Source organism: Paenibacillus sp. AK121 (genome assembly GCF_019042715.1).
Lineage (GTDB): Bacteria > Bacillota > Bacilli > Paenibacillales > Paenibacillaceae > Paenibacillus > Paenibacillus polymyxa_C.
The window spans coordinates 67,330-83,618 of sequence record NZ_JAHPJM010000018.1 but is presented as its reverse complement, the minus strand read 5'-3'; the positions used below and the strand labels follow the sequence as shown (position 1 = coordinate 83,618).

Annotated in this window: 12 protein-coding genes; 9 read left to right on the top strand and 3 right to left on the bottom strand. The window is 44.5% G+C overall.

Annotation, left to right across the window (positions count from 1 at the left end; translation table 11 throughout):
- Positions 1-371 precede the first annotated feature (371 nt).
- Positions 372-1,223 (top strand): alpha/beta fold hydrolase, encoded by an 852-nt coding sequence (locus KSP24_RS23175; protein ID WP_216976900.1) that lies wholly within the window; start codon positions 372-374, stop codon positions 1,221-1,223.
- A 257-nt stretch (positions 1,224-1,480) separates the two neighbouring features.
- Positions 1,481-2,203, top strand: coding sequence for a YjjG family noncanonical pyrimidine nucleotidase (locus KSP24_RS23170; protein ID WP_216976898.1), 723 nt, complete (start codon positions 1,481-1,483; stop codon positions 2,201-2,203).
- A 182-nt stretch (positions 2,204-2,385) separates the two neighbouring features.
- Here the strand turns inward: KSP24_RS23170 and KSP24_RS23165 are convergent, their stop codons facing one another.
- Complete coding sequence (locus KSP24_RS23165) at positions 2,386-4,659, bottom strand: alpha-galactosidase (protein WP_216976896.1); 2,274 nt, start codon at positions 4,657-4,659, stop codon at positions 2,386-2,388.
- Positions 4,660-4,729: 70 nt separating this feature from the next.
- Positions 4,730-5,728 carry a LacI family DNA-binding transcriptional regulator gene (locus KSP24_RS23160; RefSeq protein WP_216976894.1) on the bottom strand — a complete coding sequence of 333 codons (999 nt, stop codon included), beginning with the start codon at positions 5,726-5,728 and terminating at the stop codon, positions 4,730-4,732.
- 175 nt (positions 5,729-5,903) lie between these two features.
- On the opposite strand from KSP24_RS23160, the gene KSP24_RS23155 reads away from it, so the two are divergent.
- From KSP24_RS23155 to KSP24_RS23125, 7 genes are all read left to right on the top strand, one after another.
- Entirely contained in the window at positions 5,904-7,712 is a 1,809-nt protein-coding gene (locus tag KSP24_RS23155; protein ID WP_014599749.1) for a sensor histidine kinase, read from the top strand.
- Positions 7,705-8,811 (top strand): response regulator transcription factor, encoded by a 1,107-nt coding sequence (locus tag KSP24_RS23150; RefSeq protein WP_216976892.1) that lies wholly within the window; start codon positions 7,705-7,707, stop codon positions 8,809-8,811. Before KSP24_RS23155 ends, KSP24_RS23150 begins: the two co-directional genes overlap by 8 nt.
- A 195-nt stretch (positions 8,812-9,006) precedes the next feature.
- On the top strand, positions 9,007-10,308 hold the full coding sequence (locus KSP24_RS23145; RefSeq protein WP_025678389.1) for an ABC transporter substrate-binding protein: 1,302 nt from the start codon (positions 9,007-9,009) through the stop codon (positions 10,306-10,308).
- 75 nt (positions 10,309-10,383) lie between these two features.
- A complete protein-coding gene (locus KSP24_RS23140; RefSeq protein ID WP_216976890.1) occupies positions 10,384-11,262 on the top strand; it encodes a carbohydrate ABC transporter permease in 879 nt (292 codons plus the stop codon).
- A gap of 28 nt (positions 11,263-11,290) precedes the next feature.
- Positions 11,291-12,133, top strand: coding sequence for a carbohydrate ABC transporter permease (locus KSP24_RS23135; protein ID WP_013371135.1), 843 nt, complete (start codon positions 11,291-11,293; stop codon positions 12,131-12,133).
- Positions 12,134-12,327: 194 nt separating this feature from the next.
- Positions 12,328-13,929 (top strand): alpha-amylase family glycosyl hydrolase, encoded by a 1,602-nt coding sequence (locus tag KSP24_RS23130; RefSeq protein ID WP_216976888.1) that lies wholly within the window; start codon positions 12,328-12,330, stop codon positions 13,927-13,929.
- Between the two features lie 473 nt (positions 13,930-14,402).
- A complete protein-coding gene (locus KSP24_RS23125) occupies positions 14,403-15,467 on the top strand; it encodes a Gfo/Idh/MocA family oxidoreductase (RefSeq protein WP_064961851.1) in 1,065 nt (354 codons plus the stop codon).
- Positions 15,468-15,628: 161 nt separating this feature from the next.
- Here KSP24_RS23125 and KSP24_RS23120 read toward each other — a convergent pair whose 3' ends face one another.
- A complete protein-coding gene (locus KSP24_RS23120; protein ID WP_216976886.1) occupies positions 15,629-16,147 on the bottom strand; it encodes a DUF3231 family protein in 519 nt (172 codons plus the stop codon).
- Positions 16,148-16,289: the final 142 nt, after the last annotated feature.

Sequence of the window (16,289 nt, the reverse complement as noted above, 5' to 3'; positions counted from 1 at the left end):
GAGCACAGCCTTAATGGCTGTGTTCTTTTTGTATATCCGATTCATTTATCATTCATATGAAAGGCTCATGGCATGCCCTTAGTTAAAAGCACTAAATATTCTGGTTGTTCCTTGTATAGTGCTGCTGCTGGAGGACACTTAAGGCTTGAAGTTTACGGTAATTTCCTTTTGCCACTTTGTATCTCTGACTTGTACGGCAAGATTAGAAGATCCAAATTCGGTTTTGTTTTAGAAAAAATCATGTTAAACTTTTCTCATAAAATAAACAGACTTTCAGAGGTGAGTTGTAGTGCTGGAACGATCTATGGAGAATACAAGGGATTTAAACAACGGAAAGGGAGTGATTTAAAGAAGAAAAGGAGACGATGAAGATGAGCACTTATCAAACGGTTATTAGTGATGGATTTGAGCTGAAATATACTATAAGAGGTAACGGAAAGCCGATATTGGTGATCGGCAGTAGTGTATATTATCCTCGCTTATTTTCAGACCATTTATATAAAAAGTTTCAGTTTATTTTCTTAGATCATAGAGGGTTTGCAAAACCGACTCGTGCTTTAAAACCAGAAGACTATATTTTGGATAAAGTCATTAATGATTTAGAAACAGCAAGACAATGCCTTCATATAGATACATTTATTATATTAGGGCATTCCGGGCATGCTTTTATGGCTTTGGAATATGCTAAACAATTCCCAGGCTATGTTGAAAAAGTGGTGCTATTAAATTCAGCACCTACGAACAGCCAAGAAAGACAGCGGCAAAGCTTTTCATTCTTTTATGAAACGGCCAGTCCAGAAAGAAAGGACCGTTTTGAAAAGGAAATTGCTTTATTAGAGAATGATATCAAAAGAGAGCCCGACAGAAGATTTGTTCACATGTGTATACGTATGGGAGCACAAAGCTTTTATGATTATACCTATGATGCAGCTTATATGTGGAATGATGTGCACACAAACATGCCTATCATTGATTATTTATGGGGAGAAGCCTTCGGAAAGATGGATTTGATACAGTCCTTGGCGGATGTCGATAAGCCCGTGTTTATTGGTCTTGGGAGATCTGATTACTTAGTCGCGCCTGTTTCATTATGGGATCGGGTCGATGATAGCTATACGAACGTAAAAAAGGTGGTTTTTGAACATAGTGGGCATAATCCGATGTTTGAAGAACCTCATTATTTTGATCAAACATTAACCGAATGGATTAATGAAAATCACTAGGATTTTAAAACGGTCGATTCCTATTATAAGGAGTCGACTTTTTTGATATTTGGAGCACAATAGCAAGGATCAGCAAGTTTAATTCAATTATGGCGTATTCCATGACTTGACGAATCAATGAGGTTCTGTATAATTACCGGGAGATCATGCTGTATTGATAGTCTATTTCCGTTTTTCTATATCCTATCTGGGACAAGTCTATAGTTCATGGAACTTAACCATATAGCAAAGTTATGACATGGAGGTTGGGGGTCGTTATGAAATACAAAATTATTTTATTTGATGTTGACGATACGCTGTTTGATTTTAAAATGGCAGAGAGTCATGCGCTACATAATACGTTTGCCCAATTTGGATTGCCGCAAGGGGCCACTGAGTATAAATCTAGCTATGATGAGATCAACAGTTCGTTGTGGCGAGAGGCAGAGGAAGGACTTATTACCTCGGCACAGCTGCGGGTGGAAAGATTTAAACGATTGTTTACTGTTCATAAGCTAGACTTCAATCCAGACGCCTTTAGTGCTGCTTATTTACGTTATTTGGGTGAAGGAGCTTTTTTGATGGACGGAGCGGTTGAATTATGTGACGTACTATCTGAGTATCGTTTGGCGATTATTACGAATGGAATAAAAGAGGTCCAAACCTCCAGAATTCAGCTTTCCCCGCTGCGTCATGTGTTTGAGCAGATAGTTATTTCAGAAGAAGTGGGTTACCAAAAGCCGCAGGCTGAAATTTTTGATTACGCATTTACCAAGCTAGCTATTTCAGATAAAAGTAAGGTCCTTATGGTGGGGGATTCTTTAACCTCGGACATTCAAGGAGGGAATAAGTACGGAATTGACACTTGCTGGTTCAACCCTTCCGGAAAAACAAATACGTCCGGCATTCAACCTACTTATGAAATAGCAAGTTTGATGGAACTACCGAGTAGTGTACTTTCAATGCCTCCCGTACTGAACCATGCATCTTTAGAATACTAGATAATAAGAAATTGAAGTCAGACTCTAGCAGGTTAAAATTGTATAGTATGATATGAAAAAGGAAAATCAAGGACTGTTATAAACTGAGATGTCTGAATAAAGAGAAACGGATTCGTTGTAGAACGAATCCGTTTCTCTTTTTATTTCCTATTGCGATATTGAAGCAAATCCCTTCATTTTGATTAGCAGGAGATCGCTTTAAGGCGGAAGGTAGAGCTGGCAAAATCCCCAGTAAGATCCGAGACAACAAGCCCAATTTTCATTAAGCGGTCACCTCCAAAAAATTCGCCGTCAAACGCTACACGGAAAGGGGAAACGCCATCTTCAGTCGAGGTATTAATAGGATCTGAAGTATTGCCGGTCGCACCGGTTTCGATTATATACTTTTTGGCTGGGTCAAGTCCTTTTAGAGTTAGTCGCCGGATAGGTCCATTTGGCTCAGCCAGCACACGGAAGTAAGCGACAAAAGCTTCGGACTGGTCCTCGCTAACAAACATCCAGGCAGTATCGCCTCGGCCTTCAAACGGACTAAGAAGTCGATACATATCTCCCTGCTGTACAAGGGAGCGGATTTCTTTATACTGGGCAATTTGTCTGGCAGCGAGCTCTTTTTCTTCATTTATAAATGCAGTAAGGTCAAGTTCGTAGCCAAAATTCCCGCTCATTGCCACGTCGCCACGTATAGCGAGGGAGGTGTTTCGTCCCACCTGGTGGTTCGGCACGTTCGATACGTGGGCCCCCATAGTACTGGCCGGATACACGATGCTAGTGCCGTACTGGATCGCCAATCTTTCAATAGCATCAGTGTCATCACTGGTCCATGTCTGCGGCATATAGTAGAGCATCCCTGGATCGAATCGTCCGCCTCCGCCAGAACAGCTTTCAAACAAGATGTCCGGGAACCGTGAGGTCAGGCGTTCTAGCAGATCATATAGTCCGAGCATATAACGGTGCGCAGTTTCCTTTTGACGTTCGCTAGTAGCAGTAGCTGAAGCGATCTCCGTCATATTACGATTCATGTCCCACTTGACATAAGTAATTGGAGCGATCGAGAATACGGAGCTAAGCGTCTCGTACAAGTAATCGCATACTTCTTTGCGGGAGAGATCAAGCACTAATTGGGATCGACCTTCCGTCCGCCGCCGACCTTCTGCATGCAGGCACCAGTCGGGATGGGTGCGATACAGTTCACTATCAGGTGATACCATTTCCGGCTCAACCCATAAGCCAAACTGTAATCCTTGTTCATTAACTCGTTTGGCCAAATCGGTAAGACCACCAGGTAGCTTGCGGCGGTCTTCGAACCAGTCTCCAAGCGAACTGTTATCGTTGTCACGCTTGCCAAACCAACCGTCATCAAGGACAAATAGCTCAATTCCAAGAGGTCCCGCTTCTTTGGCAATCGCCTCAATTTTATCGGCGTCGAAGTCAAAATATGTGGCTTCCCAATTGTTCACGAGAATCGGGCGTTCCTTGTCGCGATAAGTTCCCCGGCACAGACGTGTGCGGTAGAGCCGGTGATAGGTGCGCGACATGCCTCCAAGACCTTCTTCGGAAAAGACCAGCACGGCTTCAGGAGTCTGGAATGACTGACCCGGTTCAAGCCGCCAGGAGAAGTCAAAAGGATTGATTCCGATACTTACACGAGTCTGATTAAATTGCTCTACTTCCGCCTGTGCGACGAAGTTGCTGCTGTAAATTAGACTGAAGCCGTACACATCCCCACGATCTTCAGTTGCATCAGGACGAAGCAGTGCCAGAAAAGGATTCATTTGGTGACTGCTGGAGCCCCGTCGGCTTTCCAAGCGAATGGCGCCGGGCCCAAGATCGCGGCGCTGGATATGTCTTTCCCGAACCCAGGCACCAGATAAATAGAGAGCTTGGTAATTGGAATCGGCGAAGTCGACAGAGGCGCTCATCGCATGCCCAATATTCATGACAGCGCTTCCCTTATGTTCAAAAAGAGTAGACCTAGCAATGGCGCTGTGGTTCGCAAACACAGTATAAAGCAGTGTAGTCTTAAGGCCTGAGTGTTGATCCTCGAGGAACAACAAGAGAGTTGTTGCTTCATCATCTGATTCGGTATAGACGGAAGGAAGTCCTTCGAGCTTGGGTTTACCCGGTTCAATACGGTAACCACTATATTTTAGCTCTGTAGTCCGAGTTCCATCGGCAAGCGCAACTTGATAAGCCGGCTGACGGAAGTCGCTTGTTCCATACTGTGGATATTCCTGTGGAAGCGTATCCAAAGAAAGCGTACGACTGGAAGAATCGAGAGTGGGAGAGAAGGAACAGCGTTCTCTAAGCTCCAATATACTTGCAAGACTTTGGTCATGATGAAGTTGAGCTCCCCAATAGACATGTGCAGGATATCCTTCTACAAGCTGGATAATATAGCTGCAATCCTTGGACTGCAGGTGAAACAAACCAAGCGCCTCGTTAACATGAATGTTCATGATATTCACTCCTTAGGGGTTATCATCTCGATTGTCTTACGTAAGGATACTTATCAATGACAAATGACTCTTAAGAATTGATTTTACTGTTTAAGCATGAGCTTTCCCGTATGACAAGCTTAGTCCCGATCACGCTGTACGCAGGTGGTTCACGTCCCTCAAACCGTTCAGAGAGCAGCTGCACAGCAGCCTTTCCCATCTGTTCGGGATAGGCACGCACTGTAGTTAGCGGAGGCTGAACGAAGGCCGCCATCTCAATGTCGTCGAAGCCGACAACAGCCATATCTTCTGGTACCTTGACTCCATGTCCATGAAGGGCGCGGAGAGCACCGATGGCGAGCGGATCACTTGCAGCGAAGCAGGCTGTTGGTAGTTCCTGCTCGGCTAGGAGCTCATTCATCATGAGATATCCATCCGCTGTACTCCAGGCGCCTACCCGGACGAATTGAGGATTGTACAATCCTCGTTCCCGCATAAATCGTTCAAAATAATGCGCCCTTCGCTCTCCGTCGCTCTTGCCACCGATAAATCCGATTTGTCGGTGGCCAAGCTCGAGCAGATGTCCGAGTGCCTGATCAACCGCTTGCCGGAAATGGAGGCGTACGGAATCGTATTCTAGCTGCTCATGGTACTGGTCAACAAGGACAATGGTGTTCTTGTCTGGATACAGCTTGGACACCTCTTCAGGATCAACGCCTCCTACGACAATCAGACCGTCCGCCTTCTGCAAGGTGCCGAGAGATGAGCGGCCTCTCAGCGTCTGCCCCAATGTCAGGCCAAGCTCTTCACAACGCAGTTCGATTCCACGGCGGATTGAGGCGTAATACGGATCGTCCCTTTCCTCCTCAATGGAACACCACAGCAGGAGGGCGACCGTTTTCCCGGCACGTTCCGTATTCCGCTTTAACTGCCTCAGCCGGGAAGGCTTATACCCAAGCTGTTCAGCAATTAAAAAAATTCTGTTTTTGGTGTCTGGACTCACGGACAGTGACAGATCGTTATTTAAAACCCTTGAAACGGTTGCGGCAGACACACCCGCTTCGCGGGCAATGTCTTTAATGGTTGCCAAAGAGCTCACACCTTTTTAGTTAATAATTTTACTAAAAATCGACTTTATCCTAACATATCCTTTTGCCACTTTCAAGATGGAGCGTTGAATTTTTTTAACAATATTTTAGTTCTACTACTGTTCAGATTAGTTGTGTTAACATGATGAATATTCTTTGATGACGGAGGGGGTTTATTTGAATATTCTGTCCCTAGCTCGTAAGTGGTTTGGTCGCCTTCGCTTTAAAAGCAAGGTTATAGCGGTATTTCTCCCGCTAATCATTATTTCTCTGCTCATTCTTGGACTTGTGTCCAATCAACTTTTCAGCCGTTCATTGATAGAGCAAACTACCAGCAACGTAGTGGACGAATCGCAGCTTATCCTGTCCCGGACCGACTACATATTCAGTAGTGTGGAAACAGCGGCCAATATTATGGTCACGAATATTAACCGCATGTATGATTCATACGGCGCTAGACCTGATACTGCTATGGATCGTGTTCAATTTGGAAACCTGATGCAAAGCCGCCTATCTATTGACTTGTCTATCTTTCGCGAGGTAGATGCGGCGGTATTTATTGATACTGAAGGGACAATTTTCGCTTCTTATACCGAAAGTGGGGACGATAGCAAAGTCGATAGCATGCTCAAACGGGTAAGGGAATCTGAAAGTTATGGACAGGCACTCTGGTTTGATATGGAGAAAAGAGATTTCCTAACACCAGATCCAAACTCTCCGGTTTTGACGCTGGGAAAGATGGTCATTAATATAGACACCGGCGACCCCTATGGAACGCTTTTTCTTTTGGTAAAGGAAGAAGGTTTGTCTGATTATTTTCGTTCCAGCGATCCCGATACGAACAAATCTTATTATTTTTTAGATAACGAGATGCGTGTGGCTGTGGCAGAAGACAATGGGATGCTGATGAAGCCAGTGAGTTCACAGTTGGCGGAGGCCATCCAAGGCTGTGGATCTAATGTGTCCCCAAAAACATGCTCATTTGAGGACGGCGGCAATCTCGTAACGGTCAATGATTATAACCGAATGGGTTGGAAGCTAGTCAATATTGTTTCTCTTAGCCTGCTTACAGCTGATGTCCGGCAAAATGTAAGGCTTTCACTCTTAATCGGCGTATTCTGTCTTGCTTTTTCCTGGCTCGGTGCTAGCTTTCTGTCCAAAATGGTCGTTAGCCCGCTCGAACAACTGACTAGAGCCATGCGAAAAGTAGTAACCGGCGATTTACAATCGGTTGCGACAGTCCGAACAGAAGATGAAATCGGTACCATTGCTGAAGCTTTTAACTTTATGATAAGACGGATTAGGGAGTTACTGGATGAAGTTAGGCAGGAACAAAACCGCAAGCGTGAATATGAACTTGCACTGATGACCGCTCAAATAAAACCGCATTTTCTGTACAACACTTTAGATACCATTTATGCACTGAATGAGTTGGATCGTAATGATGAGGCTAGAGATACTACGAAGGCGCTGGCAGATTTTTATCGAATGGTGCTGAATAAGGGACGGGAACTCATTATTTTAGAGAAGGAAGCTCAGATTACGGATGATTACCTGACAATTCTGCAAATCCGTTATCCCGATGTGTTCCGCTATGAAGTGGATATCCCTTCAGAACTTGCGGGTACACCGATTCCGAAACTCTCGCTCCAACCACTTGTCGAGAATTCGATTTACCATGGTCTTAAAAAGAAAGGAACCAAAGGTTTTATCCGTATTTTCGCTTTTAAACAGAACGATAGGGTGATCGTCCGGGTAGAGGACAACGGTGTGGGAATGAACGAAGTTCAAGTTCAGAACATTATGTCCAGACATTTACCGAAAGAAGGAATACGATCAATCGGTACCTACAGTGTTCAGCAACGGCTGAGCCTGTATTTTGGCGAGGAGTACGGGATATCCGTGCAGAGCGTTCTCGGAGAGGGAACCATTGTTGACCTGTCGCTACCAACGCTGCCAAAGGGGAGTGAACACCAAGATGTATAAAGTGATGATTGTTGATGATGAGCCGCTGTTCCGAGACTTTCTGCGAATTAAGATAGACTGGGAAAGTCACGGCTTTCGAGTTTGCTGCGAAGCAAGGAACGGGCGGGAAGCGCTTCAGGAAGCCGAGCGGCATCAGCCGCATCTTGCCCTCGTTGATATCAATATGCCATTTATTGACGGAATTGAATTAGCCCAGAGATTGAAAGTCAAGTTCGAACGAATCGTAATTGTATTCATATCCGGGCATAACGAGTTTGAATATCTACAGAAGGCCGTTCGAACTGGAGTGCAGGATTATTTGCTGAAACCGTTCAATGCCGAAGAAATGCTTTCAATGTTGGAGCGTATTAAGCCGAAATTACCAGTGCTTCCACAGGAGAGCGAAAGCGCAGAGTTAAGGGGACAGAGCGGCGAAGCGTTGCATAGCAGAGCAGGTATGCCTGATTTGGGCCATCTACGCGATGCGGTTGTGCTTGACCTTCGAATGAAAGACAGTGAAACGCTAGAGGAGATCCGCAAGGCAATCCGTCAGCTTAGTAAATATAACTGGGGAGACGAATACGCAGATGCGATGCTTATGGGAATCGTATCTTTAGCCCTTTCCTTTGCCAGTGAACGAGGCATTCCTTATGACCAGCTATGGGAAAACGGAGGAGACAATTCTCCTTACGAACGGCTGCGGGAGTTAGATTCCTGGGAGGCTGCTGAAGGTTGGATGCTCACCCTATACCGCAAGCTGATCCAACTGATGGAGAATATGCGTCCGACGAAGGCTTCCAATTTATTTGCGGCGGCGATCAACTATATTGAGGAACATTATGCAGACTCAGAGCTGTCTGCTGAGCAGGTTTCGTGCGGAGTATTCGTCGATCCCAGCTACCTGCGCCGCGTATTTCGCAAGGAGTCTGGCTTTTCCATAGTGGATCATATTACACACATCCGAATGAAGAAGGCTAAGGAGCTTTTGCTGAAAGGAAATCGGAAGCTGTCAGAAATCGCCGAAAGTGTAGGATACAGTGACCCTAATTATTTCAGCAAATGTTTCAAGAAACGTTTTGGTATGACACCCACTGAATATGAACAACTCAAAAAGAGGTAGCATCTGCCTTGTGTGGCAGAACACATCGATTTAAGCCTGGCGGTTTTCCTATATGGAGGACCGCTGCTCTATTTGTCCCGTTTTTTACTGATAATACCCGTTTTATTCCTTAAAGAAGAAAAGAGGCAGCGGTATACTGTAGTCAAGCAAATGAAAGCGTAATCATCAAAGACTCTTCATGAGGGGGAAAAACAAATGAAAAAAAATCTCAGAATTTGGAGTGCAGCCTTGCTAGTGCTCACCATGTCCGTCGGATTGGTCGCTTGTGGTGAAGACAACTCAGCCTCTTCCAATAACGGATCAGGGGACGGAACGATTAAATTGAAGGTGTATGCGCAGCATTTTGATGACGATACCATAAAGCCGTTCGATTATGCGGTGGAAGAGCTCAAGAAGAAGATGCCAGATGTAGAAATTGAACTAGATCCTGCTGTGCAGGACGGGGGGCAGAAGCTTAAAACTTATGCAGCAACGGGCAACATGCCAGATATCTATTTAGCGGATTGGCCTGTCCTGCAAACTTTTGCAAAATCGAAAAATGTCGAGGTGCTGGACAACTACGACACAACTGCCGAATTCAAAAAGAATCTTAACCCAGGTGTGGAATCGCGTTTGGTAGCTCCTGATAATCATGTGTATGCTTATCCCGAGACTGGTATTGAATTCCAAATGATCTATTACAACAAGTCAATTTTTGAGAAGGTAGGAATCAAGACACCACTTAAGACGATTGACCAGATGGCCGATGCAGCTAAGAAGTTGAAAGCTGCTGGTTATGTACCGATGTCAATCTTTGCTAAAGAAAAATGGATTACGACCGCTTTTTATAATGGGCTGGTTACAAGAGAGCAACCACGTGGATTCGGAGCACTTGAGGAGAAGGGTGTAAAAGCATTGCCAGAAGCATTCGTAACAGCGGCACAGCAGATGAAGCAACTGCAAAGAGCCGGATTGTTCGATGCCAACGCCACGAACACCAATTATGATCAGGCATCGTCCCTATTTTATCAGGGCAAAGCTGCCATGTTCGTAAATGGACAATGGGAAATCTACAGCTCTCAGGAAAAGCTGGGCGATCAAGTCGACTGGATGTACTGGCCTGCAAAGGATGAAGCAACCTACGAGAATTCCAAATATTTTATTGACGGCTCAGGTTCTCCACAAGGTTACGCAGTATCAGCGAATAGCAAAAATAAGGAAACAGCCGTAAAGGTAGCGGCATTCCTTGCCTCAAAATCAGCAGAGTACAGATACTCCCAGCTTGGAAGTCCAATTGTTCCAGTGAAAGTTGATAAACCAATGGCCTCCAATGTTCCAGCAATGATGCAGCGAGTTGTTAAAGAGTTGTTACCAAATGCGCAGGAATATGCTCAACTTCTGAGTAATACAAAAATTCAGAACACGATTAATGACAATACTCAGAATATGATGGTAGACAACTTTTCAGAAAACGATTTTGTAAGCAATCTGAATAACACATTGAATAAAGAAAACTGAGAATTCAGGAAACGGCAACCCTTGGCGCATAAGGCGCTGGGGGGCTGTTTCAAAGATAAGGGGTGGAAGCAAGACATGAATAAATATTTGGGGAACAAATCAGCGCTCGCACTGTTTCTCCTCCCTGCTTTGATACTGTATAGCGTGATACTGATATATCCCGTTCTGCAAACCGTTCTTCGCAGCTTTTATGATTGGGATGGCCTGAGTACGTTGACTTTTTCAGGATTGAATAATTACCGGGAGTTGTTCTCTGATCCTCTACTTGCTACTTCGCTTAAGAACGGATTGATCTTTGCAATTGTACTGGCAGTCTTTCAGATCGGACTGGGAACGATATTGGCACTAATCTGTGCGGACCCACGTACACGCGGGCGGAAAATACTGAAAACCGCTTATTTTATCCCAGTTGTCCTATCGGTAACCGTGGTATGCCAGCTGTGGATTGCAATTTATGATCCAACCAACGGATTAATCAACCGACTGTTTGATCTCTTGAACATTCCGTATCAGCAAAATTGGTTGAGCTCCCCAACAACATCCATTATTGCCATCGCCTTTGTTAATGCTTGGCAGTTTATGGGATACCAATTCTCGTTGTTATATGCGGGAGTTAAGTCAATACCCGAAGACTACTTTGAGGCTGCCACGATTGACGGTTGCAGCAAATGGAAAGCGCATCTGCATGTTACGCTTCCTTTAATGAGAGAAACGTACAAATTTTGCTTCATTATCGCGATAACCTCTGGAATAGGGGCGTTTGTGCAGATGCTGATTATGACAAATGGTGGGCCCGGTACTACAAACTATACACTTACATTCATGATTTATCGCTATGCTTTTATGGAGAGCAACTATGGTTATGCGTGTGCTGTATCCGTGCTACTTGTATTAATCTCGCTATTCGCAACTGTAGTTATCAATAAGCTGTTCGACCGCGGACAAACCGCCTGATAAGGCGTGTATTGAAAAGGAGAACGAAATGAGTAAAACCGCTTTGAGCAAGTTCAGACATGCTGCCCTGCAGATACCACTGTGGCTGTATCTAATTGTTTCGGTCTACCCGTTGTTTTGGATGGTATCCTATTCGTTAAAGAACAACGATGAGATCTTCGTCTCTAACCCATTTGGACTGCCAACGCATTTTCGATACGAAAATTACATCAATGCCTGGACACAATTTAATATTCCCCGTTACTTTCTGAACAGTCTGGTCGTATCAACAATTTCGACTCTGTTTATCCTTTTACTGGCTCTGATGTTTGCCTTTGCAGTGGCTCGTATGAGGTGGAGATTTCGTTCTACCGTCCGGACTTATATGACCATAGGAATGTTTATGCCACTTCAGGTTATCATGATACCGCTGGCGATTCTGGTTCGCGATTTTAATCTAACGAATACGTATGGAGCTCTTATTCTTCCTTATATCGCAATTGGCCTTCCTTTCTCGTCCATGATTTTCTATGGGTTCCTTACGGGAATCCCTAAGGAGATTGAAGAGGCAGCATGCATGGATGGAGCTAATATTTATAGACTGTTCCTGAAAATCATTGTACCCCTTGCATTACCTGCAATTGCGACTGTAGCCATTTTTCAGTTTTTGAACAACTGGAATGAATTCACTTTGGCCTATATTCTCATTTCTGATGAAAATATGAAGACATTGCCGCTAGGCTTGCTTTTCTTCCAAGGCTCTTATAGTACAGATTGGGGAGCGATGGGTGCTGTTATGACTATTGCCTCCTTACCGATGGTACTCGTCTATCTGTTCTTGAGTGAACAAGTAGAGCGGGCGATGACGGTAGGTTCCGCTGTAAAAGGATAAAAATAGACTTTCAAGCAAACTGCCTGGGTTAAGGATCACCAACAGATCCTCTAACCCAGGCAGTTTGTTCGATAACGACATCAAACAATAAAATCGATATTTTCCACTATAATAGATAATAATATCCCCTTTTTTTGGGTGGTTTTTCTTTATAATGAAGGCGCACCCATAACAATTAAAGGAGCTGATATGTTTTGACTCGTAACCAACGCTTAAGAAAATGGTCCACGATCCTGTTAACGGTGCCTATGCTCACGATGTTCACCTCAGGTGCAATGGCCGAGCAGGATATGAACGGGCATAAGCCTCCGAATTCTGCTGGAAGCGGCGTGTTTTACGAAATTTATATTAATTCTTTTTATGATTCGAATGGGGACGGACATGGTGATTTAAAGGGTATTACACAAAAGCTTGATTACTTAAACGATGGTAATCCCCGTTCGGGCAAGGATTTGCAGGTCAGCGGTCTCTGGCTCATGCCACTGAATCCGTCTCCAAGCTACCATAAATATGATGTAACTGATTACTATCAGGTGGACCCGCAGTACGGGAATCTGAATGATTTCCGCACCTTGACGAAAGAAGCGAAAAGAAAGGGTGTCAAGGTGATCATCGACCTTGTTATCAATCATTCGAGCAGCGAGCACCCTTGGTTCAAGGAGGCCAGCGCCAACCCGCAAAGCAAATACCATGACTATTACGTATGGGCAGATGAGAATACAAATCTGGATGAGAAGGGATCATGGGGCCAGCAGGTATGGCATAAAAATCCGAATGGCGAAGGGTATTTCTACGGTACCTTCTGGTCGGGGATGCCGGATCTGAACTTTGACAATCCCGAAGTCCGCAAGGAAATGATCAAAGTCGGCAAATATTGGCTACAGCAGGGTGCAGACGGATTCCGGCTTGATGCGGCGATGCATATTTTTAAAGGGCAAACGAAGGATGGCGCAGATAAAAACATTGCGTGGTGGAATGAGTTCCGTTCCGAGATGGAAAAGATAAATCCAAATGTATATCTGGCAGGAGAAGTATGGGATAAACCGGAGACAATAGCTCCTTATTACGAATCGCTCCACTCTCTGTTTAATTTTGATCTGGGCGGAACGATTTTGAACTCCGTGAAAAACGGCCAGGATCAGGGTATCGCAACATTCGCAGAGAAAACGCTAAAGCTGTACAAATCATACAATAGGGCGGCACTCGATGCTCCGTTCCTAAGCAATCATGACCAGACCCGTGTTATGAGCGAGCTGGGCGGGGATGTGCGAAAAGCCAAACTGGCTGCATCCATTCTTTTGACGCTGCCGGGCCAGCCATTTCTCTATTACGGGGAAGAGATCGGCATGAAGGGAGAGAAGCCCGATGAGTATCTTCGGGAGCCTATGCGCTGGTACAAGGGAGAAGGTCTCGGTCAAACGAAGTGGGAGGAGCCCAAATACAACAAAGGCGAAGTATCGGTGGAAGAGCAGTTGCGAGACAATGATTCCCTGCTGGCAAGCTACCGTACGCTTATCCGCCTGAGGGAAGAACATGAGGCTCTTCGCAGCGACAATCTAGAACCGATCAAAGCAGGTTCTGCCAGCGTGGCGGCATACAAACGTTCCTCAGGCAAAGAAACATTGTATATATATCATAACCTGTCAGGAGAGTCAGTTACTATCCAGATGAAAGAAGGGGATAAGCAGAAGAGGAAAGTAGTCTTCTCCAGCTCAAAGGATGTGAAAGTAAAGAAAGATACGGTGAAGATTCCCGCCTACAGCTCTTTGATTACCAAAGAAGATAGAAAGAGCTGAGCTACACAAACTTACAGCCACAAAAAGGATGGACATTTATTGGTAAACCCATGTGGGGGTGTGAAAAACACCCCTCGTAAGGAGAGGCAACATTCAAAAAACGAATTACTGATTCATGATTAGGATCAAGAGTCATATGAGGAAGCTTGTAAAAAAGCAAAATTTGCAGCAAGGATGGCCGGTTCCATGCGAGACAACTTAATAAATATGCTCCAAGAAATAGGATTGCAGATTTTTTGAAGGTGTCGCATGTACGTAATTAATTGATTCAGACTGCTCGTTGTTACATACAACTTCTTTAAACCACCTTGATCATAATAACCCCCTTTTTTTGGGGAAAGATTTCCTTTATAATGAAAGCGTATGCAATAACATCTTACGGATAGTTGCTTGGCAATAACCTATTTACAATTGAATTCGATCTGTGAGCAACCGTTTGATAGGTGGTGGCTCAATTTAGGAGTGGAAGGAAAATGAAAATGGACAATCGGAAATACAATGTAGTTATTATTGGTTATGGAGGTATGGGAAGCTACCATGTTCAATTAATTGAACCTATTGAGCAGCTTGCCATTGGCGGTGTATATGATATTGTTGATTATCGGATGGAATTGGCTGCAGCAGCCGGCTATAAAACTTATGCCAGTCTAGAGGCTGTTCTCGGCGATCAGGACGTAGATATTGTATTAATAGCAACGCCTAATGACGTTCATAAAGAAATCGCGATCCAAGCACTGCAAGCTGGCAAACATGTCATCTGTGAAAAGCCAGTTACGATAACAAGCGCAGATTTCTTAGATATTGTCGAGGTGGCCAAGCAAGAAAATCGTCTGTTTACAGTACATCAGAATCGCAGATGGGATGAAGACTTCCGGATTGTCAAAGATATAATCAGTAAGAAGACCGTTGGCGATCTTTTCCACCTGGAATCGCGGGTTCAGGGAGCTAACGGCATTCCAGGAGACTGGCGGCAATTAAAGGCGTATGGTGGAGGAATGCTATTGGATTGGGGAGTGCATCTGTTGGACCAGCTTCTTCAGATTACGGACAGCCAAATCGAAAGCGTGAATGCTACCTTAAGTTATATTCTGGGGACAGAAGTGGATGACGGCTTTACCAGCTTGATTGAGTTCAAGGACGGTCTTACAGCGGTCATTGAAGTAGGTACAACGAATTACGTAAAGTTGCCGCGTTGGTATATTAAAGGAACTGAAGGAACAGCAGTGATCAAGGATTGGGATTTGAGCGGAGAGATTGTCACCCGAAATCCAGATGTCGCTCACGTGGAACCCAAACCGATTCAAGCAGGTCAAGGGTTGACGAAAACGATGGCACCGCCGTCTGAGGAATCCACCCTTAAGTTCCCGATTGAGAAAATACCTGCTGCAGCAGAAAGCTTTTACGAAAATTTTGTCTCCACCATCGAAGGAAAAGCCGAGCTTGCGATCAAAAGCGAAGAAGTGCACCGTGTGCTGGTGCTGATCGAAACCATTTTTGAGGCAGCAGCGACCAAAAGCGTGATTCGAAGATCGATTTAAAAGAAACGCAGAGTCTTTCACAGATTCTGGAATGGAATAATTTGAGAGCATGGCCAGGCGGATATGGCTCGTGAAAGCACCCCCTTTATCCTCATAGTGAGGACAAAGGGGGTGCTTGTTTAATCTACCCTGAATATAACCAGCAGAAATTTTAATCTGTTTTACACTTCAACAGCTTCGGGTCTTTTCACTTGGAGAGGAGGTGGAATTAACCATCCTTTTTCTTTAGTCATTTGAAGAATCTTAACGCCTAAAGCAGTTTTGGTGGCATGATATTTTGCAAACAAAGCCCCTATATCCTCTCTGATGGATTGACCCATCACTTGACTACAAGCCACCAGTCCCAATGATGTATCAGACGCAATTTTAGCGGCGATCTCCGGGTCAGTAAACCGCGCACCTACAGGAATATCTTCAAGTTTCACTGGAGGTCTTTCTGGTAAGGCTGGCGCTGGGGCAATCCCATTGTCAGTAAGAAGCATATCACACTCCTTAATTTCAAGTTTCGCTTGATCAATGAGTGCGTCCAATATTTTTCTCAAATCCTTATCACCTGCATGATTCAGGAATGCTTGGTAGAAAGACAGAGCTCCTTTCGCGGCTAATGAAAATAGCCAAACACCGGAAATTTCACCGTAGTGCATAGGTTCATCTTTTGGATTCCCACTTAATATTCCCATCATAACCGCTCCTTTAATATTTTTTACACCGATCTTATAGTTCCAATTAATGATTAAAAGTATCCAAATAAATTTGTAAATACTCAATAGAATAAGGAGCAGTTTTTTGGAGAAATTATATGCATCACACTTTCAGGGAGGA